At 39.2% G+C, this 22,805-nt stretch carries 24 protein-coding genes; 8 read left to right on the top strand and 16 right to left on the bottom strand.

Going from position 1 to position 22,805, the window contains the following annotated elements:
- The first annotated feature begins 49 nt into the window (after window positions 1-49).
- Genes LW137_RS03840 through ruvX form a run of 3 tightly spaced genes read left to right on the top strand, consistent with a single transcriptional unit; the run spans window position 50 to window position 1,429 of the window.
- Window positions 50-259, top strand: a complete 210-nt coding sequence (locus LW137_RS03840; protein ID WP_233033360.1) for a hypothetical protein — start codon at window positions 50-52, stop codon at window positions 257-259.
- Window positions 259-1,026 carry a DNA-processing protein DprA gene (locus LW137_RS03835; protein ID WP_233033358.1) on the top strand — a complete coding sequence of 256 codons (768 nt, stop codon included), beginning with the start codon at window positions 259-261 and terminating at the stop codon, window positions 1,024-1,026. Before LW137_RS03840 ends, LW137_RS03835 begins: the two co-directional genes overlap by 1 nt.
- Window positions 1,016-1,429 (top strand): Holliday junction resolvase RuvX, encoded by a 414-nt coding sequence (gene ruvX / locus LW137_RS03830; RefSeq protein ID WP_233033355.1) that lies wholly within the window; start codon window positions 1,016-1,018, stop codon window positions 1,427-1,429. The genes LW137_RS03835 and ruvX overlap by 11 nt, the downstream gene beginning before the upstream one ends.
- Window positions 1,430-1,686: 257 nt before the next feature.
- On the opposite strand, the gene ileS is transcribed toward ruvX, so the two are convergent.
- Entirely contained in the window at window positions 1,687-4,449 is a 2,763-nt protein-coding gene (ileS, locus tag LW137_RS03825) for an isoleucine--tRNA ligase (RefSeq protein ID WP_233033353.1), read from the bottom strand.
- 68 nt (window positions 4,450-4,517) lie between these two features.
- Between ileS and LW137_RS03820 the strand changes: the two genes are divergently transcribed.
- Window positions 4,518-4,994: a methylated-DNA--[protein]-cysteine S-methyltransferase gene (locus LW137_RS03820; protein WP_233033351.1), complete on the top strand. Its 477-nt coding sequence runs from the start codon at window positions 4,518-4,520 to the stop codon at window positions 4,992-4,994.
- Here the strand turns inward: LW137_RS03820 and LW137_RS03815 are convergent.
- The 4 genes from LW137_RS03815 to pnuC are packed head-to-tail and all read right to left on the bottom strand — an operon-like array spanning window position 4,991 to window position 7,782.
- Complete coding sequence (locus LW137_RS03815) at window positions 4,991-5,512, bottom strand: cytochrome b family protein (RefSeq protein WP_233033349.1); 522 nt, start codon at window positions 5,510-5,512, stop codon at window positions 4,991-4,993. The two genes, LW137_RS03820 and LW137_RS03815, sit on opposite strands and share 4 nt — an antisense overlap.
- Window positions 5,512-6,417, bottom strand: a complete 906-nt coding sequence (msrP, locus tag LW137_RS03810) for a protein-methionine-sulfoxide reductase catalytic subunit MsrP (protein WP_233033347.1) — start codon at window positions 6,415-6,417, stop codon at window positions 5,512-5,514. The genes LW137_RS03815 and msrP overlap by 1 nt, the downstream gene beginning before the upstream one ends.
- A gap of 58 nt (window positions 6,418-6,475) precedes the next feature.
- Entirely contained in the window at window positions 6,476-7,102 is a 627-nt protein-coding gene (locus tag LW137_RS03805) for a thiamine diphosphokinase (protein ID WP_233033502.1), read from the bottom strand.
- Entirely contained in the window at window positions 7,099-7,782 is a 684-nt protein-coding gene (pnuC, locus tag LW137_RS03800; RefSeq protein WP_233033345.1) for a nicotinamide riboside transporter PnuC, read from the bottom strand. The genes LW137_RS03805 and pnuC overlap by 4 nt, the downstream gene beginning before the upstream one ends.
- 197 nt (window positions 7,783-7,979) lie before the next feature.
- Between pnuC and LW137_RS03795 the strand changes: the two genes are divergently transcribed.
- Complete coding sequence (locus LW137_RS03795; RefSeq protein ID WP_233033343.1) at window positions 7,980-8,678, top strand: toxin-antitoxin system YwqK family antitoxin; 699 nt, start codon at window positions 7,980-7,982, stop codon at window positions 8,676-8,678.
- Here LW137_RS03795 and wecB read toward each other — a convergent pair.
- Both wecB and LW137_RS03785 read right to left on the bottom strand, forming a co-directional pair.
- Window positions 8,649-9,719: a non-hydrolyzing UDP-N-acetylglucosamine 2-epimerase gene (wecB, locus tag LW137_RS03790; RefSeq protein ID WP_233033341.1), complete on the bottom strand. Its 1,071-nt coding sequence runs from the start codon at window positions 9,717-9,719 to the stop codon at window positions 8,649-8,651. The genes LW137_RS03795 and wecB overlap by 30 nt on opposite strands.
- 2 nt (window positions 9,720-9,721) lie before the next feature.
- A complete protein-coding gene (locus LW137_RS03785; protein ID WP_233033339.1) occupies window positions 9,722-10,069 on the bottom strand; it encodes a transcriptional repressor in 348 nt (115 codons plus the stop codon).
- A gap of 115 nt (window positions 10,070-10,184) precedes the next feature.
- Here LW137_RS03785 and LW137_RS03780 point away from each other — a divergent pair, with 115 nt between their 5' ends.
- From LW137_RS03780 to LW137_RS03770, 3 genes are read left to right on the top strand one after another with little or no spacing between them, the layout of a single operon-like run.
- Window positions 10,185-11,108 (top strand): metal ABC transporter solute-binding protein, Zn/Mn family, encoded by a 924-nt coding sequence (locus LW137_RS03780; protein WP_233033337.1) that lies wholly within the window; start codon window positions 10,185-10,187, stop codon window positions 11,106-11,108.
- The gene (locus tag LW137_RS03775) at window positions 11,105-11,800 is read left to right on the top strand and encodes a metal ABC transporter ATP-binding protein (protein WP_233033335.1); all 696 of its coding nucleotides are present in this window, start codon (window positions 11,105-11,107) and stop codon (window positions 11,798-11,800) included. Before LW137_RS03780 ends, LW137_RS03775 begins: the two co-directional genes overlap by 4 nt.
- Window positions 11,793-12,617 carry a metal ABC transporter permease gene (locus tag LW137_RS03770; RefSeq protein ID WP_233033333.1) on the top strand — a complete coding sequence of 275 codons (825 nt, stop codon included), beginning with the start codon at window positions 11,793-11,795 and terminating at the stop codon, window positions 12,615-12,617. Before LW137_RS03775 ends, LW137_RS03770 begins: the two co-directional genes overlap by 8 nt.
- Here the strand turns inward: LW137_RS03770 and LW137_RS07235 are convergent.
- The 9 genes from LW137_RS07235 to rlmN form a co-directional block, all read right to left on the bottom strand.
- Window positions 12,601-13,731 carry a glycosyltransferase gene (locus LW137_RS07235; RefSeq protein ID WP_233033331.1) on the bottom strand — a complete coding sequence of 377 codons (1,131 nt, stop codon included), beginning with the start codon at window positions 13,729-13,731 and terminating at the stop codon, window positions 12,601-12,603. The genes LW137_RS03770 and LW137_RS07235 overlap by 17 nt on opposite strands.
- A complete protein-coding gene (locus tag LW137_RS03760) occupies window positions 13,700-15,703 on the bottom strand; it encodes a hypothetical protein (RefSeq protein WP_233033329.1) in 2,004 nt (667 codons plus the stop codon). The genes LW137_RS07235 and LW137_RS03760 overlap by 32 nt, the downstream gene beginning before the upstream one ends.
- The gene (gene mreC / locus LW137_RS03755; protein ID WP_233033327.1) at window positions 15,700-16,467 is read right to left on the bottom strand and encodes a rod shape-determining protein MreC; all 768 of its coding nucleotides are present in this window, start codon (window positions 16,465-16,467) and stop codon (window positions 15,700-15,702) included. The genes LW137_RS03760 and mreC overlap by 4 nt, the downstream gene beginning before the upstream one ends.
- Entirely contained in the window at window positions 16,468-17,505 is a 1,038-nt protein-coding gene (locus LW137_RS03750; RefSeq protein WP_249206144.1) for a rod shape-determining protein, read from the bottom strand.
- Window positions 17,502-18,809 carry an ATP-dependent protease ATP-binding subunit ClpX gene (gene clpX, locus LW137_RS03745; RefSeq protein ID WP_233033325.1) on the bottom strand — a complete coding sequence of 436 codons (1,308 nt, stop codon included), beginning with the start codon at window positions 18,807-18,809 and terminating at the stop codon, window positions 17,502-17,504. Before clpX ends, LW137_RS03750 begins: the two co-directional genes overlap by 4 nt.
- Window positions 18,802-19,611 carry an acyl-ACP--UDP-N-acetylglucosamine O-acyltransferase gene (gene lpxA, locus LW137_RS03740; RefSeq protein ID WP_233033323.1) on the bottom strand — a complete coding sequence of 270 codons (810 nt, stop codon included), beginning with the start codon at window positions 19,609-19,611 and terminating at the stop codon, window positions 18,802-18,804. The genes clpX and lpxA overlap by 8 nt, the downstream gene beginning before the upstream one ends.
- Before the next feature lies 1 nt (window position 19,612).
- Complete coding sequence (fabZ, locus tag LW137_RS03735) at window positions 19,613-20,065, bottom strand: 3-hydroxyacyl-ACP dehydratase FabZ (protein ID WP_233033321.1); 453 nt, start codon at window positions 20,063-20,065, stop codon at window positions 19,613-19,615.
- Between the two features lie 62 nt (window positions 20,066-20,127).
- Window positions 20,128-21,234 carry an epoxyqueuosine reductase QueH gene (locus tag LW137_RS03730; protein ID WP_233033319.1) on the bottom strand — a complete coding sequence of 369 codons (1,107 nt, stop codon included), beginning with the start codon at window positions 21,232-21,234 and terminating at the stop codon, window positions 20,128-20,130.
- Between the two features lie 92 nt (window positions 21,235-21,326).
- Window positions 21,327-22,424, bottom strand: coding sequence for a dual-specificity RNA methyltransferase RlmN (rlmN, locus tag LW137_RS03725; RefSeq protein ID WP_233033317.1), 1,098 nt, complete (start codon window positions 22,422-22,424; stop codon window positions 21,327-21,329).
- Window positions 22,425-22,805 lie beyond the last annotated feature (381 nt).

Raw genomic sequence — 22,805 nt, 5'->3', positions numbered from 1 at the left:
GAGCAATTATACACTTGGCTATAATCTAAACTCAATGAAAGGAAAGATGATGGATCTAAACAAAATAAGCATAAACAAGTATTTCGCCAACATTCTTTTGGCAATATTGCTATGTCTTTGGCTTGCAGGCTGTACCTCCACCCTAGAGCAAAAACCCTCTCCATCCTCTTCTCCATTTATTTTCCCCTCCCAACAACACCAACTCAATATTGAAGATATCCCACATACCCCTTCAGAACAAGTCATCGATCTCAACTAATGCAACCCTTAAATCCCATCCCTACCTCTTTGCAATCTCTCAAGTCTCCTCCTGCAAAGCTTTTCTATAAAGGCAATGCAGAGCTTCTAAACTATCCTAAAATAGCCATTGTTGGGACACGCAAACCCAATCCCTACACAAAACTTTTAACTCACAATCTAGCTTCCATGATTGCCAAACATCAAGGCGTCGTAGTGAGCGGAGGAGCCTTGGGAGTAGATATCATCGCCCATACTGCAGCCTTTCCTTATACAATCATGGTTGCACCCACTGATCTCAATCACTACTACCCAAATACCAACAAAATAATGCTTCAAAGAATCTATCGCGATGCACTAGCCCTTAGCGAATATGCAGATATTCCCTCGCCAAGACCTTATCACTTTCTTGAGCGCAATCGCATTGTCATTGCTCTAAGCGATCTTGTCATCATCCCGCAAGCAGATCTTCATAGTGGCTCCATGGAAAGCGCTAAAATCGCTCTTGATCTTGGCAAGCCTCTTTATGTTTTTCCCCATCGGATTGGAGAGAGCGAAGGAACAAATTCTCTACTTGCAGCTTCAAAAGCTCGCGCAATCTATCGTCTTCAAGAGTGGGTTTTAGAACAATTTGGCGCACACAATGAAAAAGAAAAGGATGAGATTCTTGAATTTTGTGCTTTGATTCCAAATTTTGAAGAAGCTTATCAACGCTTTGGTGATCGCCTTATTGAGTATGAAATTGAAGGGAAAATTGAGAGGAAAAATGGAAAAGTTTATGTCCGATAATAATATTTTAGCTTGTGATATTGGGCTCAAACGCATTGGCCTTGCTAGCCACATCCAAGGGATCACTCTTCCTCTTCCACCCATTCTAAGAAAAAATCGCGATCAAGCAGCACTTGCGCTCTCACAACTTCTCAAAGATCGAGCGATTAATATACTTATTGTAGGAATGCCAGAATCAGATGAGCATAAACCCCACGAAATGGAAAGGCGGATCAAACATTTTGTCTCTCTTGTAGAGTTTTCAGGAACAATTATTTATGTCAATGAAGCCCTTAGCTCAAAAATCGCCCAAGAATCTCTTTTTGAGCTAAGCAAAAAAGAAAGAAAAGAAAAGATCAAAAATGGTGAACTCGATAGCCTCTCAGCAATGGAAATCTTGGAAAGATATCTCTCCAAACAATAATCATTATTTGCTTTTTATATACGGCCCCTCTTTACTTGAGCCGTTTTTCCATCACCCGTCTAACTTTCTCTATCTTCAGCCTCATAATTGACAAGATATTTATCAAACAACCAATTCGGCCAATTATTGAGGAATCGCCCTCTATCAAATCTTGTTTTAGGAAAATCTTATTAACTCCCCCTCTTTTTTAAGACCTTGAGATCCAGTATTTTCCCTAAGCAAAGCATGACTTAGGGAAAAGCAATATCATAAATCTATTAAATCTTATGCCTTTCTTCAAGCACCTCTTGACATCTGAGGCATAATTCCCCCTCTTGCTTTGTTAGATATCTCCAGCACCTTGGACATTTGCATTGAGCCGATCGATAAACCAAGAATTTCTTGCCAGACACCTCAAATTCTCCTACTTTTTCGCCATAGCATTCCTTGCCAACACAAGAGACAATCAACCATTCTGCAAGTTGTTCAAATGCATACTCAGTTGCAATCTCCACTTCAAGAGAACTTTTGATTTTCCCTTCTTTTTTCAAAACATCCAAGACGCCCTCAAAAGCATCCTTGATTTCTTTGAGTTCTGAAAAATCAACTTGAGGAGTTTGAGCGACCTTTACCTCACTCCGCGTCAAATCAAAGACATTTTGAATCTTTCCTCCATCCCTCACCGCTTCACTTGCATAGCTCAAAGCTTCATTGACAGTGTAAGTCAAAATTGGAGCAACTGCAAAAAGCATCTCTCTAGCCAAAATTGCCATCACGCTCATACTTGCCTGACGCTTCTTGCTCTTATCACTTTCACAATACAAGATATCCTTGCAAAGCTCAAGATAGATTCCGCTCAACTCATTGACAATAAAGTTTTGCAAAAGTGCCAACCCTTTCACAAACTCAAACTCAGCAAAATTTTCTTGCACTTCATCAAAGACTTTCATTCCAAGATGATAAATCCACAAATCAATCTCACTCCAATCACAAGAATCTACAAGAGTCTTGCACTCGTTTGTGTTGGCCAAAAGGAATCTGATCGTATTGCGGATCTTGCGATAAACCTCGCTGACTTGCTTCAAAATATCTTTTGAAATCTTTAAATCATTTTGATAATCACTGCTTGCCACCCAAAGCCTTAAAATCTCCCCACCCATTTCTTGAAGCACTTGCTCTGGAGCAATCACATTGCCCTTGCTTTTGCTCATCTTTTCACCTTTTTCATCTACGCAAAACCCATGCGTCAAAACTCGCTTAAAAGGAGCTTTGGCATGAATTGCACAAGAGACTAAAAGTGAGCTTTGGAACCACCCACGATGTTGATCACTCCCCTCAAGATACAAATCTGCTGGATACTCTCCTGCATCATAACGCACGCTTTGCAAAACAGCCTTCCAAGTGCTTCCACTATCAAACCATACATCTAAAATATCTTGATTCTTTTCTAGATCTTCTGCACGCGACTTCCAAGATGGTGGAAGCAAATCAACAATCTCTTTGCTCCACCACACATCACATCCCTCGCTTTTAAAAATCTCTTGAAGATGTCTCAAAACCTCCTCATCTAAAATCACCTCTTGAGTTTTTTTATCAACAAAAAATGCAATAGGCACACCCCAATCTCTTTGTCTTGAGATACACCAATCTGGACGATTTTCAATCATAGTTTTTAAGCGATTCTTGCCACTTTCTGGATAAAACTTGACTTTTTCAATCTCCTGCAGGGCAACTTCACGCAAGGTTTTTCCCTCACAATAAGGCTTATCCATCAAAATAAACCATTGAGTTGTCGCCCTAAAAATAACAGGCTGATGCGTTCTCCAACAGTGAGGATAGGAATGTCTGATCTTTGCGTGCTTCAAAAGCGCACTACCCAAGAGCTTGATGACTTTATCTTGAGCTTCAAAAATATTTTGTCCCAAGAATTCGCTTGGCAAAAGCTTGAGAGACAAAATCAGATCGTTATATCGCCCTTTTTCATCTACAGGCACAAGCGTAGGTAGATCATATTTTAATCCCACATAATAATCATCCTCACCATGCCCAGTGGCTGTATGCACACACCCTGTTCCATCTGTGGTGCTAACATGCTCTCCCAAAATGATCAAACTTTCCCTTCCATTAAGAGGATTGCGTGCTTTTAAGCGTTCAAGCTTGTCCGAATCCCATTGTCCAATCACCTCATCATCTTGAGCGATCACTCCTTTTTGTCTCAAAGATTCTAAAAGCTCTTTTGCTACGATATGGCCTTTTTGCGTCATAACATAAACTTCATTGGGCTTAAGCGCGATTGCCACATTGGCAGGCAATGTCCAAGGAGTTGTCGTCCAGATCACCAAAGCCCCATGATCAATCCCCAAAGTCTCAAGACTCTCTTGCATCAAAGGGAAAGCAACAAAAACAGAATCGCTTTCTTTTTCTTCATACTCCACTTCCGCTTCAGCCAATGCACTCTCTGCAGCCCAGCTCCAATAAATAGGCTTATAACGCTGTGCCAAAAGCCCATTTTTGGCAATCTCACACAATGCCTGATAAATATCTGCTTCAAACTCAAAATCAAGCGTTCTGTAAGGATTCTCAAAATCTCCCAAAACCCCAAGCGATTGAAATTCATCACTTTGGATTTGGATAAATTCTTTTGCCCAATCGCGACAAAGCTCTCTAATTTTTTCTTTGGGAAGAATGTCTTTTTTTGCCTTGCCAATCTTTTTTTCTACTTGTTGCTCGATAGGAAGTCCATGACAATCCCACCCAGGCGTATAGTAGGGATATTTGCCTTGAAAATACGCAAATTTAACAATAATATCTTTAAGAATTTTATTAACCGCATGCCCAGTATGGATATGACCATTGGCATATGGCGGGCCATCATGAAGTGTAAATTTTTTGCCCTGATTCTTTGCCTCAAGACGCTTTTCTCTCATTGTCTGAAAGGCTTGACTCTTCCACGCTTGATAAACTTTAGGCTCATTCTCGCAAAGATTTCCTCGCATAGGAAAATCGGTTTGGGGAAGCCTCATTGTATCCTTATAATCCATATCAACTCCTCTGTTTTAGAGCAAATAATAAAGTAGAATTTTACTCAAACTTTGCCAAAGGAAAAGGTATGGAACATCATCTTGGCACCTTAAATACTCCTTTAGGAAAATTATTTTGTCTCATTGAAAACAACTGCATTTCACTTCTTCATCCCTCCCCCCACCTTGTGCCAAATTCTCTCTACATAAACTCTTCGCACCCTCTTTTGGCTGAAACACAAAACCAACTAGATGCTTATTTTTCAAAAAAACTCCAAACTTTCAACCTTCCCTTAAAGATCACAAGCTCTTCTTTTGGAGAAAAAATTTTAAGCGCACTCCAAGAGATTCCCTATGGACAAACTTTGAGCTACAAAGAGCTTGCTTCACATATAGGACATCCCAAATCTTACAGAGCTCTAGGCAGTGTCCTTTCAAAAAATCCTATTCTTCTACTGATCTCTTGCCACAGAATCATTCTCTCTAGCGGGGATCTAGGACAATATCTTTGGGGGAATGAACGCAAAAAGAAGCTACTCACTCTAGAAGGTGCTATTTTCTCCTAATGTCCAAATGCTCGCTTTTTTAATTTAAAAGCGATGATTGCAAAACACGCCAAAATCACAGCCCAATACTCCCAGCTCAAGACTTTTTGAATCTGCACAATATGCAACAAAGCACTTCCTATGCAAATCAGCACAAGCCAAAATAAAATGCGATAAAACCTCCCACCAAAAGAAAAATACCCCAAGATAAGCATTCCAACAAAGCTTAGCAATCCCCAAAAAATATATTTCTTCTGAAAAATCTCAATCACCATCAAATCCCAAGCAAAAGCAAAATCAAAATATACAAAGATTCCTAGATGCAAAATCGCAAAGACCAAAGCACAATGCCCCAAAGCTCTTCCCCAACGCCCCGCAATCAGTCCAAGCACCAAACTCCCAAAGCTTAGCCACCCACTCCAAAAATACAAAACTTTGATTGGATCGCTCAAACTAGAATATTGCTCAATGGCATAGCTTCCTGCAAAAATAGCAATCAATGCCACCCCAAAAACAGCAAGCTCCCTAAAAACCTTCATCAATAAAGCTCTTTTGGATTCATTCCCTCATACAAATACCCCACCTCTTTGTCATAACCATTGAGATAGAGCGTTCTTTGTCGTCCCCTTTCTCCTATCACTCGCTCACTTGCTTGCGACCAACGAGGATGAGGAACATCTGGATTGACATTGGCATAAAAGCCATATTCTCTAGGATTCTGCTTCTCCCAAGTTGAAATGGGACGCTCACTTACTAGCTCAATTGTTGCGATTGATTTAATGTATTTAAAACCATATTTCCAAGGCACAACAAGACGAATAGGGGCACCATTTTGGGGCAAAAGGCTTTTGCCATACATTCCCACAGCCAGAATACTTAGAGGATGATAAGCCTCATCAAGTCTTAACCCCTCCACATAAGGAAAATCAATAGAAGGAAAGAGTGACTTTTGAGCAGGAAACATTGAGGGATCAAATAAGGTTGTAAATTTGACATATTTAGCTTTTGGAGTTGGCTCAACCATTGCCAAAAGCTCACGCAACTCAAACCCAATCCAAGGGATCACCATACTCCAAGCCTCAACACATCTTAAACGATAAACCCTCTCTTGCAATTTGACCCTCCGAAGAAGATCTTGAAGCTCTATTTGCAAAGGCTTTTTCACTTCTCCAGTGATGCTGAGTTTCCAAGATTTGGGAGCAAAAGCTTTAGAATTTCGTTTAGGATCATCCTTCCCAAACCCAAACTCATAAAAATTGTTATAACTTGTTGCGAGTTCCTCTTGAGTGGGATTGAGCGGAGAGTTTTGAGCCACATAGTCCAAAGGAGCGCCAAAAGAAGTCTGAGCCATCAAAGAATCAATCAAAAAAGGAGCGACACTAGCACCAACTCCTAACTTCATAAATTTTCTACGTTTTAAAAAAAGTTCCTGAGGTGTAATCATTGGATTTCCTTTTGTCTAGATTTCACAAGAATATCCGACAAATCCAAACCATTCCTAATCAACCCTCAAGCAAAGCCTTATAAACAATCATCCACGCTTCTCGATCTGATTGGAGCTCAAACTCTTCTCCCATCGCCTCATTAAGGGTGCCATTAGCCAAAAGATGAAGGGATAGTTGATTGAGCGGATATTTAAGATTTGTAGAAGTAATCCTTACTTGAGTGTCAAAACAAAAAAGCGAGATCTGCATTCCCTTTTGAGAGCTGACCTTGCAAGGAAGACGCAACGCTTCAAATTCCCCATAATCGCTCTTCATCACAATGCTCTTACATTGCTGTGCATATTCATAGAGCAAAGAAATATTCCCCAAAGCATGATCTTCTCTCTTGCCCGTAGCACCTAAAATCAAAAATTCATCAAAACCTTTATGAAGACAAAAATAAAAAGCCTTGGAAAGGTCATTGCTCATTTGCTCTGAGATTCTTACAACTTGACTTGCATATTTTTTCTGAAGCTCCAAAGGAATACTATCTAGATCCCCAATAATGACATCTGGAAGGATTCCCAAACTCTCAAGATGCACAATCGCACCATCACACACAATCAAAAACTCAGCACTCCTCAACTCTTCTACCAATTGACTCTTCTTGGGAAATTCTCCATTGGCCAAAATCACAGCTCTCATCGCACTAAACCACCCCTTGCTTGACTGATCCAAATCCTCCAATACCATAGCCCGATTCCCAAAAATACGCACATATTCAATAATTGGGGCAATGCCGTCGAATCTTTATAATAAAAAAACCCCCACATCAAAACAGAAAGCACATTGGCAATACTCACAAAGAGATAATTTTCCACATATCGCTTCGCCTGAAGATAAAATGCCAAGATTTGTAGCACGACACTAAAAGCATTGAGATAAGCAAAGGCAGAATTTGCAGATTTCAAAATCTCGCCATATCCTACACCCAACACCACAACCACGCATAAGCTCAAAACAATCTCTCTAAGCCCAAGAAATCTGACCGTCACTCTCTCTTCTTTTTGATTTTGATTCCACAGCCAAAGTCCTAAAATATTGATGGGCAGATAAAAAAGATTGAGCATCACATCCCCATAAAGCCTTGCTTCAAAAGCGATATAGGCATACATAGCCGAATATATCAAACCAAATACAAAACATACAAGCTTCCCCTCTCCTGCAAAAAATGCATACATAATCCCCAAAATTGCAACAAATAACTCAAGACCATAAGACCCGCTCATATAGCTCAACCACCCTACAATCCCACACACGCAAGCCAATGTTATATAAAAATAAATCGAAAGATTTTTAAATTGAAGCATTAGAATCTGAAGCATTTCTTTCCTTTCGCGAGCATTACCTCACAAGTTTAGAGTATGATCTCAGCCCAAAGCTTCAAGCTCTGAGCACCCCTAGAAATTCGCCTGTAATTTTAATCAAAATTTATCATCTATTGCTTCAACTCTAATTTCATAAACCCATCATTTGCTTCATTTTAAATCGCTAAAATAATCAAAACAACCAAAGGAAAAAAATGAAAAACAATACTCTTGCTCTTATAGCTTTTACCATCCTAGCATCTCACACCCTTCAAGCAAACCAAGCATGCCACAGTGAAAAAGACAAAATCAAAGGATGTATAGAAAAAGAATTTTTTAAAGATGAAAATCTATGGAAAGAAGTACCCTACCTTCAAGGAAAAAAACAAGGAATAGAAAAATGGATTGACCCCACTTTGGGAGTCTTAAGAGAGATTCCCTACAAAGATGGGAAAATCAATGGAATAGTCAAAGGATATTATGAACAAGGAGTCATTTGGTGGGAAGCTTCTTACAAAAATGATCAACAAGAAGGGGAAATGCGGGGATATTATCGCGATGGAAAACTTGAATACACCACCCCTTATCATCAAGGCAAAAAACAAGGAACAGAAAAATGGTATAACTCAAATGCAACTCTAGAACTTGAGATCCCCTACCAAAATGGAAAAATTGATGGAATTGAAAAATGGTATTGGGACAATGGAAAAATCAAATACCATATTCTCTACACAAATGGAGTCAGAGAAGGAGAGACAAAAACTTATCATTCAACAGGAGAACTTCAGGCAATCATCACCTTCAAAGATGATCAGGCTATCCGTGGAACATGCTCCAACCGACATAAACTTTCAGCCTCTCAACTATCTCAACTCACAGAAGATTTATTTTATATCAATACATTCTGCCCCTAATTCCTCTTTCAAAACCCTTAGAATCTTCCTCACGCTATCGCCTTCTCCATAGAGATTGGGGAGAACTTCAAAAGCTCCTAAAGCTTCAAAAGCTTGGTCTATTGTCCTCTGACCCAACAATTCACATGCCCCACTTTCTACAAGCTCCTTCCACTCGCTCACTTCTCTCAAAACAAGACATTTTTTCTTCGCAAAATATGCCTCTTTTTGCAATCCTCCGCTATCAGTAAAAACATATACACAATGCTTTAAGAGCCAAAGAGTTTGCAAATACCCTTGAGGAGGAAGAAGACAAATAGAAGAAGGAAGAGAAATACAAAACTCTTTAAGTCTTCTTTGAGTACGCGGATGAAGAGGCAAGAGAATCGGGATCTTCTTCCCCACTTCGCCCAATCCCTGCAACAAAACCCTTAATCTCTCCATATCATCTACATTGCTTTGCCGATGAAGCGTGCAAAGAATAAAATCTCTAGGGATCTCCACCCCTTGAGGTTTTTGCGCCCTAAATGAAAAGTGCAAAAAGCTATCCAGCATCACATCTCCGCTAATGAACGCTTTTCCTTTGACATCTTCCCTTAAAAGATTTTCATACGCCCCCAGTGTAGGTGCAAACAAAAGATCTGAAATTTGATCGCTCATGATTCGATTTCGCTCTTCAGGCATTGTAAGATCTCCACTTCTTAGACCTGCTTCGATATGCACAAGCTTCACACCCCTTTCTTTGGCAAAAAGACTTCCAGCAAGGGTCGTTGTTGTATCCCCATAAACAACAACACAATCAAAATTCTCACTTTTAAGCCTTTGATGCATTTGGATAAGCATAGACCCCAACTGCAACAAACTCTCTCTTTCCTTGATCTCAAGAAGGATTTGAGGTTTTCTCATCTCCAATTCCTGAAAAAAAACCTCACTCATTGCAAAATCAAAATGTTGCCCAGTATGCAACAAAATCTCTTCTATTCCATAATCTGCAAGCTTTTTTTGCAAAATCGCATGCTTGATAAATTGGGGTCTAGCGCCAATGATTGTCAGGATTCTCATCCCTACTCCTCATCGCATTTTTGGCATACACCTTTAGCCAATACGCTCTTCACTCTTCCTTTGATAGATGGCATTTGCATATTCTGAAATTCATGACAAACCTCGCAAACAAAATATGCCCCTACGCGATCGGCCAATTCATAAAACCCTTTTCTATTGAGTTCTGTTCGCACCACAATCCCCTCTCGCTCAAAAAGTTCCATATTGCGGTAGAAAGTCGTCTTGTTTGCCTCAAGCAAAAAGGATTCAAAGCTCAAAGGAGTTTTTGAGCGCGCAAGAGTTTGCAATATTTCTACTCTCAACTTACTGATTCCAATATGATGATCTTTGAGAAGCTGATGCACATTCATAAATCTTGGACCTTTTTATTTTTATTTTATCACTACTTATCGATAAACTTTTGATTTGCAACTCAGTTGCATTTGATACAATTCTGGCTTAACTTACAACGCCATAGGATATCTCATGAAAAAAATCAAGTCTCTATTCTTCATACTTTTTGGCTTAGGTGTCTACCTAAATGCCAAACCACTCATCACCGTTAGCATCCCTCCTCAAGCCTACTTTCTCTCCCAAATTGCAGGCACAACGGTTGATATTCACACACTTATTCCTCAAGGAGCCGATCCACATACTTTTGAGTTTAAGCCTCAAATGCTTATTGCGTTGCAAAAAAGTGATTTGTATCTCACAATTGGATTAGAGTTTGAAGAGATTTGGATCCCCAAATTTAAAACTAATCTTGCACATACCCAAATCCTCTCTATCGCACCAAAGCAAGAAGCAGAGTGCTGCCATCACAATCACAATCACAATCACAATCACGACCACGACCACGACCACGACCACGACCACGACCACGACCACGACCACGACCACGACCACGACCACGACCATTCTACCACAGAGCACAAGCACGATCCTCACACTTGGCTTAGCCCAATCTTGGTAAAATCCATTGCGACAAACATCGCTCAAATACTCATTGCCCAATATCCACAGAATGCTTCATTGTATGAAAAAAATCTGCAATCCTTTATCGCTAGAATCGATGCGCTACATCAAAACATTTCAAACAAACTCAAACCACTCAAAAATCGCACCTTCATCACCTACCATCCAGCATGGGGATACTTTGCCAAAGACTATCAACTCCAAGAAATTTCAATCGAATTTGAAGGAAAAGAACCCACTCCACAGATTCTCAAATCCATTTTTAACACCATCAGATCTCACCACATTCAAACTATCTTTGTCCAAAATGGCTTTTCAATCAAAACCGCCTCTGATATCGCAAAAAATACAGGAGCCAAAACTTGGATTACAAATCCTTTGGCCTATGAGTGGGAAAAGGAGCTTTTGCACTTTACTGAAGGACTACTTCAATGATTCAAATCAATGGTTTAAACTTCACCTACGCCAACCAAACTGTGCTTTCAAATATTTCTCTCCAATATGATTGCTCCCAATTTTTAGGAATCATTGGCAACAATGGTGGAGGAAAATCAACGCTTCTAAAGCTTATTTTGGGGTTATTAGATGACCCTTCAGATGCAATCTCTCGCGATCTTCCCATTTCTAAGATTGGCTATGTCCCACAGCACATTGCCAACAATCCCCACTTCCCTATTTGTGTTTTTGATCTTGTTTTGATGGGTCGCACGCGCCCATTTGGCTTTTATACCTCACAAGACAAAAAGCAAGTGCTGAAAATCTTAGAAGAGCTTCATATCGCTCATCTAGCCCACAAAAATTTCAATTCCCTTAGTGGCGGACAAAAGCAAAAAACTCTCATTGCGCGCGCATTGTGTGCAGATTCTCAAATCCTCATTCTTGATGAGCCTACAGCGCACATTGACACACATTCTACTCTAGAGATTTTTTCCCTTTTGTCCAAACTCCACTCACAAGGAAAAGGAATCATCACTGTATGTCATGATCTTGAGCTTTTGCTCTCGCATGCAACACACATCGCTCACCTCCAAACAACCCTTACTTGCTTTGCAATTCCAAAGCAAGAGCAAGAACTCATCAGGGCTTTTGGGTGCAAACATCACATCAAAGGAAATTGCGATGCTTGAATACTATCTCTCTTTGCTTGAGATTCCTTTCATCACCAATGCTCTTTTGGCAATCTTCCCTCTTAGCATTATGTGCGGGATCTTAGGATCTCTTATCATTATCAATCGATTGTCTTATGTTGCCGGAGGGCTTACACATAGTGCTTATGGCGGGATTGGAATAGGGGTTTATTTTGGCCTTCCAATTTTGGTGAGTGCGATGAGTTTTTCGCTAGCAATCGCATTTTTGATGGCCTATCTTATCAAACACCATAAACACGCAAGTGATAATTTTATTGGTGCAATTTGGGCCTTTGGAATGGCTCTAGGAATCATCCTCTTGCAAGCTTCAAATGGCTATCAAGCTGATATGATTGGATATCTCTTTGGCAATATTTTAGTCCTATCAACCACAAACCTTTGGCTTATTTTTGGACTGTCTTTGATGATTTTGGGAATCACTATCATCTTTTTCCCTCAGATTCAAGCTCTGAGCTATGATGAAGATTTTGCCAAAACGCGAGGAATTCACTGCACCAAGATCTTTTATCTAATCGTTTTAATGATTGCCTCTTGTGTTGTTATTAGTATGCAGGCGGTTGGACTAATTCTTATTATTGCACTTCTTAGCATTCCAACTTTTATCGCCCAATCCCTAAGCAAAACACTCAAAGGTATGATCATCCTCTCAAGTCTTTTAAATCTTGTCTTTTGTTTCTTGGGACTCCTAATGAGCTTTGCTTTTAATCTCTCAAGCGGAGCTAGTATCGTCTTGGTTAGCGTTTTTGGCTTTGTTTTATATTTGATATCAAAAAAGATCTTTAGAGATCTTGGATAATGTCTAAGATTTTTGGCTGATTGTTTGCATTATTCAAAACAGATGAAGCCCTATAAGAGGCATTTTTATAGTGCTCAATTTCCTCTTGTGTGAGGGCATTGATCAGATAAGCCATTTTTTGCAATGAAAAATCTTGAGCTATTTTTCCAACTCCATTTTCCTCTATCATATCAGCAACATCTGGATTGGGCGTGCTTACAAGCATCAAAGATGAAGCAATATATTCAAAAACCTTATTAGGAATCGTACACAAAAGATTGTAAGTCTTGGGAGGCATAAAATATAAACCAATATCAAAAGCATTGCCAAAAGGGATAATCTCCTCAAATGCAACAGGAGAGTGAGAAAAGATTTTCTGGCCTTTTTGCTGTCTTTTTTGAATCATCATTTCAATCTTCTTGCGATACTTCTCTTCGCCTCCAACAAAAACACAATGCAACTCAAAGCGTTTTTCCAAAAGATCACTTAACTCAATCACTTTTTCAATACTTCGATTGGGCGAAAGGGATCCATGATAGAGAATCTTGATTGTTGAGCGCACCTCAGAAGGAGGCAAATCATAAAAATAAGGCCATGAAGGATAATAAACTGGGTTGATTTGATATTCTTGGGCATAGCGTTTAACAAAACTTGGAGATACGCTCAAAACACAATCGGCCTGAGGCAAATACATCCGGCACAAGCTTTCATAAAATCTCTTAAAAAGCAGATTCCAACGCTTATTGGATGTAAACCATAGAGGAAAAAACTCTTGGGCATCAAAGATGATTTTTGCTCCTTTCTTATATTTCAAAGCAATGGGAAGCAATGGAAGATCAAAACAAATAATAAAATCAAAATCATATTTCTCAAGAAATGGAACAATTTCAAGACGATTTTTTGTCCAAATCAATCTTTCCCATTTAGAAAACAGAACATCTCGATACAAACACACTTCTTGCCAAAAATGACGCTTTAAATAGCTAGGAAAACTAAAAGTTTGCACCCCTTCAATCTTTTCGCTTCCAATCCCCATCGCAAAAAGTTCAAAATCTCCCCTTAGATTCTCAATCATGCGCCTAGGTCGCGGATTGCTTGCTGGATTAGATGCTGTAAGGATCAGAATCTTTTGCACCCAAACACTCCAAAAAACTCTCAACCCCCATTTCTTCCCTTTTTTGGTTATAACGCTCAAGTCCTCCCATGACTTCATCAATCAAAGCCTGCTTCTCATCTTGCGTCAAGCTAAGCAGATAGCAGGCTTTTTCTCTATAGTCTTCCCTGCTTATTGCCATCGTCTTCCATTCTTTTTGCACAGCTTGCAGATTTTTTGCAAGCACCAAAGAAAGATTGCCTTTTGCAACATATTCAATGCGACTCTCTCCTTGCTCCATTGGAAAACTATCGAGCCAAAAGTCAATAATATGCCCATAAATGGCACTATTGACATAACCACAAAAGTAAAATCTAGACATAAATCCTTCGTATTTATCATTTAAGATTTGTCTTAATTTATTTTGTATCTCTTCGATATTGCCACTTCCGCAAGCCAAATAAATCGTATCTGGAAATTCCTCCATAAGATCAACTATCATTTGCAAATAAGGCAAGCTATCAATCTTTGTCAATCTTCCAATTGTCCCTAAGATTCTTACATCTTGCGGATATTGAGAGCGATATCTAGCAATCATCTCTTGTGGGACATAGGGGTTATAAAACTCACGATCCATAACAACAGGAACTCCCACAAAATCATATCCCTCATGCATCACCCAAACAGAATTCCCGCAGATGTGCGTGATTTTTTGATCAAGATGAGGAATATCATAAACAAAATTTCCATGTGACCAAAAGATCTGTTTGGGCGCACTTCGCACACTTAAAAGAAAATCACTGATTCCATACCCATTATTGGGACTAATCAGCACATCAATGCCATCTTTTTGCATCGCTTTATGGAGCATCAATGCCTTTTGTAAATGAGAATTATAAAATCCTTGAAGATTGCACTCTTTTCCCACATCAACAATCTCAATACCCAATTTTTCATAGCTAGCGATTGCACTCTCAGAATTTTCACTCTTTTCTAGCAAGCTCATCAGATAAATTTTGATTGTATAGCGATCCTTAAAGTTTTCATTGGAAAGCAACTGTTTTAAAAAGCTATATTCAACCTTGTATGGAGAATTTTCAACAATGCGATCTCTTAAGATTCCAATTACTTTTTTATCTTTTCGAGCAGAAGAGACTTGTTTAAGGCCATATGCGCTTCCAAATTCTTCATATCTCTTACAAGCAACCTGATCAATTTCTTGGCAAAAAGTCCTCCACTCTTCCTGAGATGAGTAACTATTGCCACACATATGATAGATAAAAAACTGCATATACAATGCATGATCTAGGTATTCCTCTTGAGGAGATCCAAGATAAAAATAAAACAACTCTTTCCACAATGGATAAAGCTCAAGCCATGATCGATGATTGAAAAAGCTTGCAACATTCCAAAAACAATGCAATTGCCAATTTAAAATTGATCGAGCACGCATTAGAGGCAAAGAAAAATAATATTCACTCTTTAAAATTTCCCCAACGGCATCTAAAAAATCCTCCATCCTAATGCCCATTTTTGGAAAAGCTTGGCGAATAAACTCTGCTGCCTTTCCAACCAAACTAGAATGAATCTGCAGATGACTAATTCCTTGAATATATTTCTTGATAGCCCCCTTAGCACCTCCACTTAGAATCAAACTCAAAACCTCAAGCTCCAAAAGCATAAGATTCTCAACCTCCCCAAGGCCCTCTTGCAAAAAATGCTCTTGTGCAGTTTGAATAAATGGCCCAAATCGCTCATCTTCTTGTGCGATCTCAATAGGAGCAAAAATCAAATAACTTATAAGATAAAAGCTCTCTCCAATATCCCCCTTTTGCAAAACCAAATGAAGGATTTTTTCACGCAAGGTGGCTGCGAGATTTAAATATGCTTCGTGATCTTTGTGATACAAGGTTTCAAAATCCTGTATTTCATAGGAAAACAAAGACTTCAAAAACACATCCAAATCACTCTTATATTGACATTTTTCTAAAACTTCTTGCAATTGCTTAATCACTTCTTTCCACTCCTATCCAATAGCCACATATATCCCAGTCCATGACCCTTTGCATAAAGACTAATTTGTGCGCTCAAATATCCGCCCTCTTCAATAATCTTTGTTATTTTTCCCAGAGGGATATCTGCAAAGAAAATGCCATCCATCCCATTTGTCATCACCTCATCACCAACAGAGATCTTGCTTCCCAATGGGATATAATCGATGACTGCATGATTTTCCTCTCCACGCAAGATTCCAAGCGCCCTAGAATCTCCAATAAACACCCCATAAGAGCATAGAGAATCCCCATTAAGATAACCCACCATACGCCCCTGATCCAATCGCGCAATCCCTGCTACATATCCACCAACAATCAGTCCATAAAACTTATCTGATCTTTGAGCTTCAAAATCCGAAAGCCATACGCGATTATAATTTCCCATTTCTACATAAGAAATAGAGCGAACTGGAAAAATTTGAGTCATAGAAGTAGGAGGAAGGTTATAAAACCCCAAAAGCTGATTTAGCTCGGCTTGTAATTCTAGCTTTTCAATTTTCAGTGCTTCAAGTTTCTGCAACTGCTCCTTAAGATTTGCAATCGTTTCTGCTTGATCAAAATGAGATTGATACACATCCACAATCCACGCCTTAGTATCAAAAAATCCATTTTTGATACCATCGCTCAAGGCAAGCACGCCGTTACGCATTACATGATCAAGCTTAAAAAAAACAAACAGACCTATTAAAAATAAAATAAAAAAGAATAAAGGTTTAGATTTCATCTACTCAAAGCTCAACTGCTCCAAAAGGTCCATTTCTTCAATCGCCTTGCTTGTTCCTTTGGCTACGCACAATAGAGGCTCTTCTGCAACAAAAACAGGAAGCTTAACAAGATCTGAGAGATATTTATCAAGTCCGCGAATCAAGGCTCCACCTCCTGTCAAAACAACTCCATTTTCTACAATATCTCCAGCCAAATCTGGTGGCATTGATTCCAAAACACTCTTGAGTGCATTGCCAATTTCTTTGAGTTGAGATTTGATTGCCTCTCTTACATCTTCACTTGTTAGCTCAATAGTATTGAGCAATCCACTCACCTGATCCTTTCCCTTCACCTGCATTTTAAGTGGTTGATCCAATGAGATTGCTGCACCAATTCCGATTTTGATTTCTTCTCCCGTTCTTTCTCCAATATAGAGATTGTAATTTGCTCTGACATATTCTACGATTGCCGTATCTAGCTTATCTCCAGCTACTCTCAAAGATTTTGCAATGACAAGCCCGCCCAAAGAAATCACTCCAATCTCTGTTGTCCCCCCTCCAATATCTACTACCAAACTCCCCTTAGGATCTCTTACGGGAAGTCCTGCACCAATAGCTGCAGCCATTGGCTCTTCGATCAAAAATACCTCTCTTGCGCCCGCACTCATTGCAGATTCTCTTACAGCCTTTCTTTCCACTCCAGTTAAGCCATAAGGGACACATACCATAATCCTTGGACGCATAAGAGATTTACGCTTATGGGCTTTTTCGACAAAATAGCGAATCATCTTCTCTGTCATATCAAAATCAGCAATCACTCCATCTTTCATCGGACGAATTGCATAAATGCTTCCTGGCGTTTTGCCCACCATGTCTTTTGCATCTGTTCCCACAGCTAGCAACTTCCCTCTAGTTCCATAACGATCGTTTTGCACAGCAATAATTGATGGTTCATTAATAATAATACCCTGCCCTCTCACCGATACAACAGTATTGGCAGTCCCCAAATCTATAGCAATATCATGGGAAAAAATCCCTATAAAACGATCTAAAATCATCTTTTCTCCTTCAAATCCCTTGTTTTTTCTTCAGCCTCTTGCTTAGAAATTGTTTCAAATAATGTTTTCATTTCACCTACAGGACAAGGTTTTAGTCCTCCCTCAATTACGTGGTGACGCCCGACAACATACCCCATATTTTGATGATTTTCTGGCAACTCAAACATCACAGGATTCAAAACCTCTTCAAGAATGTTTCTCAATCCTCTAGCACCTGTTTTTCTTTCAAGCGCAAGTTTTGCAATCTCTTGCAATGCCCCATCTGTGAAATTTAACTTCACCCCATCCAAATCAAAAAGTTTTTGATACTGCTTAATCAATGCATTCTTAGGTCGAGACAAAATTTGAACCATTGCATCTTGTGAAATCTCATCTAATGTCGCAATCACAGGCAAACGACCAATCAACTCTGGAATCAAGCCATAGCTCACCAAATCATCAGGCTCTACCTCAGAAAGCAAATTTTCATCTTCCTCTTTGTGTTCTTGATTAAACCCCAATGTCTTGCCACTTCTGCGACGCTTAATGATTTCTTCTAAACCATCAAATGCCCCTCCACACAAAAACAAAATATTGCTAGTATCAATTTGAATAAATTCTTGTTGAGGATGTTTTCTGCCTCCCTTTGGAGGAACATTTACAACACTTCCCTCAATGATTTTAAGCAATGCTTGTTGAACACCTTCTCCAGATACATCTCGCGTAATAGATCGATTCTCAGAAAGTCTTGAAATCTTATCAATCTCATCAATAAACACAATTCCCCTTTGTGCCTTTTCAACATCACCATCTGAGGCTTGAAGCAAACGCGTTAAGATATTTTCGACGTCTTCTCCCACATATCCAGCCTCTGTCAAACTTGTTGCATCACAAATTGCGATTGGAACCCCCAAGGTTTTTGCTAGAGTTTGTGCCATCAATGTTTTTCCACTTCCTGTTGGACCAATAAACAAAATATTGGACTTACTTACTTCAACATCTTGATAATCCCCCTCATAATCATTTTGGCAGATACGCTTATAGTGATTATAGACTGCAACACTCAAAACTTTTTTGGCATTTTCTTGTCCAATCACATATTCATCCAATGCCATTTTGATCTCACTTGGAATGGGCAATGCACCAAAATCCTCAAGAGTTTCTGAACTCTCTGCTTGAGCATTTAGAATCTGATTGATCGCTGAAATACAACTTACGCAAATACATGCATCTTGATGCGAAATCTCCTCATCGCTTAAAATAATCGATTCGCGTGGATATGATTTTCCGCAAAAACTACACTGATAAATAGAGGGTTTATTCACTGATTTTTCCTTTCTTGAGTGGAATTCCTCGTGTTGAGTCTAAAATAAATTGACAAATTTTTGCCAAAGTAGGCTGATGCGCACATCTTTGTAGCTCTTCTTTTGCCAAGTCCTTAAGAGGAGCAGTGCGAGAAAACAAGCGTCTATAAAGCGATGAGATTTCATCAATCAAAGCAGAATCAAATAATTTTCTCATCCTATGCTTATTGAGTCCACGAATCACTGCACGATTCCCTTCAAGCATGCAATAAGGTGGAGCATCTTGACTGAGAGCAGATGCACCCGCAATCATTGCGCCATCACCAATCTTGACAAACTGATGCACAGGTGTCAATCCACCAATATTGACATAATCCCCCATCTCAATATGCCCAGCCAAAGTTGCATTATTGGCCAAGATACAATGATTGCCAATCAAGCAATCATGCGCAACATGAACATAGGCCATCAAAAGATTATGATTTCCTATGATTGTTTTTCCTCCTCCCCCTTCTGTCCCAGGATTAAGGGTTGTAAATTCTCGAATCAAATTAAAATCCCCAATGATAAGCTCTGATTTTTCTCCAGAGTATTTAAGATCTTGTGGGGGAACCCCTACTGCTGCTCCTGTAAAAATTTTGTTATGCTTTCCAATTTTTGTATATCCCTTGATCGTGACATGGTTATAAATAATACTTCCCTCTCCAATCTCAACATTTTCACCAATCACGCAAAAATCTCCAATCTCAACATTTTCACCAATCACGGCCCCCTCTGAAATCACGGCAGTTTTAGCGATTTTTGCACTTGAAGAAATTTTCATTTTAGTCCTCCGCGTCTGCGACCATCGCCTTAAGCTCGGCTTCAGCAACAAGTTTTTCATCTACATATGCATAAGCCTGCAATTGCCAAATGGCTCCTTTTTGCTTAATAACCTCAACTCTGTATTCAAGGCGATCTCCAGGAACAACAGGGATTCTAAATTTCACCCTATCAATTGTCATAAAATAAACAATTTTCCCCTCAGCCAAAGAAAAATCATCCCCAAACATACTCATAAAAGCAAGAATGCCACCTGCTTGAGCCATTCCCTCTACAATCATCACTCCAGGATAGATTGGCTTTTGAGGAAAATGACCCAAAAAAACCTCCTCATTAATCGTGACATTTTTATATGCCCTAATCCTTTGATGAACCTCAAGATCAAGCACCCGATCTACAAGCAACATCGGATAGCGATGAGGCAAAATTTTCTTAATCATATTCACATCTAGCATATCAAACCTTTTGATTTTAGAATCTCTACCATAATATAAAAGCGAATTATTCTACCAAAACTCTATAGTTCTACAATCTCAAAGACTTTTTCTTCCTGAAATAGGCTTAAGATATTTAAGCGCAAGTCTTGGGAGTTTTGATCCTCTATCACAACAATCGGACATACACTGCAATGTCCTGCAACCTTAGCGCGCAATGCAAGCTCTTCCTCATATGTCATTGGATTTTTCAATAGCTCTCCAAGACTTGAATAGTTCTTTCCTGTCAGCTCATTAAAGGCCTTGAGATCTAAAAACAACGAATCATCTCTTTTGCTAAAACCAATCTTTCCCTGTTTTAGAGTTTGCCTCAAGTCTTTTGGACACTCCCAAATCAAAGACCCTAATCGTATGTTTTTTTTAGAAGATGAAGAGACTAGGATATGACAAGGCAATGTTTGAGCAAAACATTCTAAGCGAGCATTTAAGCATCGCCAAACTACCTGCGTCTTCTGCGTAAGTAAATATCTCTGATCTTGCTCCTCAAATTGATTGCGTTTTGAAAAAATCATATTGCGATGCTCAATGCTTCCTGGCATGATCTGACGATTGAGAGGAGTGATAAACTCCAAAGGAAATCGATTTTGTTTTTCTCTTTGCTGCTTTAAGGCAAACTTACAGCCACAATAGTTTTGTCGATAAAGATTATCTTTCTTACTTAGCTCATTTTGTTTTTGCGTTCCTCCACCACTTCGCACATCAATTTTGACAAAGTCTAGTCCAAAATCTTGGGCGATTTTATCTCCTTGAGCAAAAAGCACCTGTTGTGTTTTCATAGGACTTGAAAGAAGTGTTGTTGTAAATCTTCTCACTCCAAGATCCTTTGCCAACTTTGCTGTTTCCAAAAGCCGAACATCAAAACAAACCGAGCATCTCTCTCCCTTTTCTGGCTCATCCTCAAGTCCCCTGACTTGACATGTCCACTCTTGATCATCATATTTCCCCTCATGCAATCTTATGCCAAGCATTTCGCAACTTCGCCTCACATCCAAAAGCCTCAAATCGTGCTCTGCTTTGGGGTGAATATTGGGATTATAAAAAAATCCAACCAACTCTTCTTGTGGATAAGCTTTTTGAAGCTCTTGCAAGAAGTAATGACTATCTACACTGCAACAAATATGAACCAACATAACGCATCCTTATTTAATGTTTTTCAAGAAGAACCATCCACCTATGCATACCACGCCAACCAAAAAAACAAGCAAAATCACATCAAGAAAACTCATTTTCTCTCCTTTGTTTCACATGAAACATATTTGAATTTTTTCTCTTTTTCTCTAAGCTGTCCGCATGCAGCACTAATATCAATACCCTTAGATTCTCTGATCGTGCAAAGCAATCCCTTATTGACCAAGAAATCAGCAAACCTTTTAACATCTTGGATATGCGGACGCTCAAATTCACTTTCCTCATGAGGATTAAACAAAATCAGATTAACCTTGGCCTTGATTCCATTAAGAAGCTTCAATAAAGCCTTTGCGCTCCCCAAGTCATCATTAAGTCCCTTAATCACAAGATATTCAAACATAACGCGCTTCCTTGCATCTACAGGAAACTCTCTTACGGCCTCAAGCACTTTTTCTATATTGTATGCCTTATTCATGGGGATCAATTTACTTCTTAACTCATCATTGACAGCATGCAAAGAAATTGCCAGCTGCACACCCAAATCAAGCTCTCCAAGCTTTTTGATCTTAGGAGCAATTCCGCTTGTAGAAATTGTCTGTCTTCGTGTCGAAATAGACAACCCGTTTAACTCAGAGAGAATCTGGATCGCTTTTGTTACCTCATCAAAATTATCAAGAGGTTCTCCCATACCCATATAAACGATATTGACACGCTTCTCTGGAGCAAGCCCATTATCCTCCTTAAGTCGCACCACCTGCTCCACAATTTCACCCGCACTTAGATTCCTCACAAATCCACCCTTGGCTGTGGAGCAAAATGCACACCCCACCTTGCATCCCACTTGAGAAGAAAGGCAAAAAGTATATTTTTCTCCCTCGATGATTTTGCCTTCTTCATTGATTTTCTTATCTCGCATTTTAATAAACACGCTTTCAAAGCTCAAACCATCTTGAGTCCGAAACAAATACTTTCTTGTCCCATCTTGACTTGTTTCCACCTCAATAATGGACAAATTATTGGCAGAAAACTTTTCACTTAATTCTTGTTGCAAAGTTTTAGGAAGATTTGGCATCTTTTCAAATTCATGGATATATTTCACATAAAGCCAATGATAGATTTGCTTAGCTCTAAAACTAGGCTTGAAAATTTCCTCCAATTCCTTGAGGGTATAGTCATAGATATTTTTTTTCATTTGAAACGCACTTTAATATGGGATTTTGAATCGAGGGGGGATTGTAGCAAAATGTTTGTTATATCCCTAGTTCTTGCTTAACTTGCTCCAAAGTTAAAGTTTTGCCCCTCTATTTTTCTCTTTTTGCTTTTTTATAAGCCCCTTCATCACTTTTGCTCCAATGTGTATCTTTGTTTGCTCTGCTTTGATGTTTGCTTTGAATCTTCATAAGCGTTTTTCCTCTTTATTTTTTGTGTATTTTAGTATGTTTCCCCCAAAGAAAAAGGTTTATCCCCTCCCCCGCTCCCCTTAACCCAAAAAGAAAGTGTCGCCCCTTTCTTTTTGCAAATAAGGGGAGAGCCTCGCTAATCTTGGGCTTATTCATTTTTTAAGCTATTTTTA

The organism is Helicobacter kayseriensis, from assembly GCF_021300655.1.
Taxonomy (GTDB): domain Bacteria; phylum Campylobacterota; class Campylobacteria; order Campylobacterales; family Helicobacteraceae; genus Helicobacter_G; species Helicobacter_G kayseriensis.
Note: the sequence above shows the minus strand (reverse complement) of the source record. Positions and strands in the feature narration are given on the sequence as shown.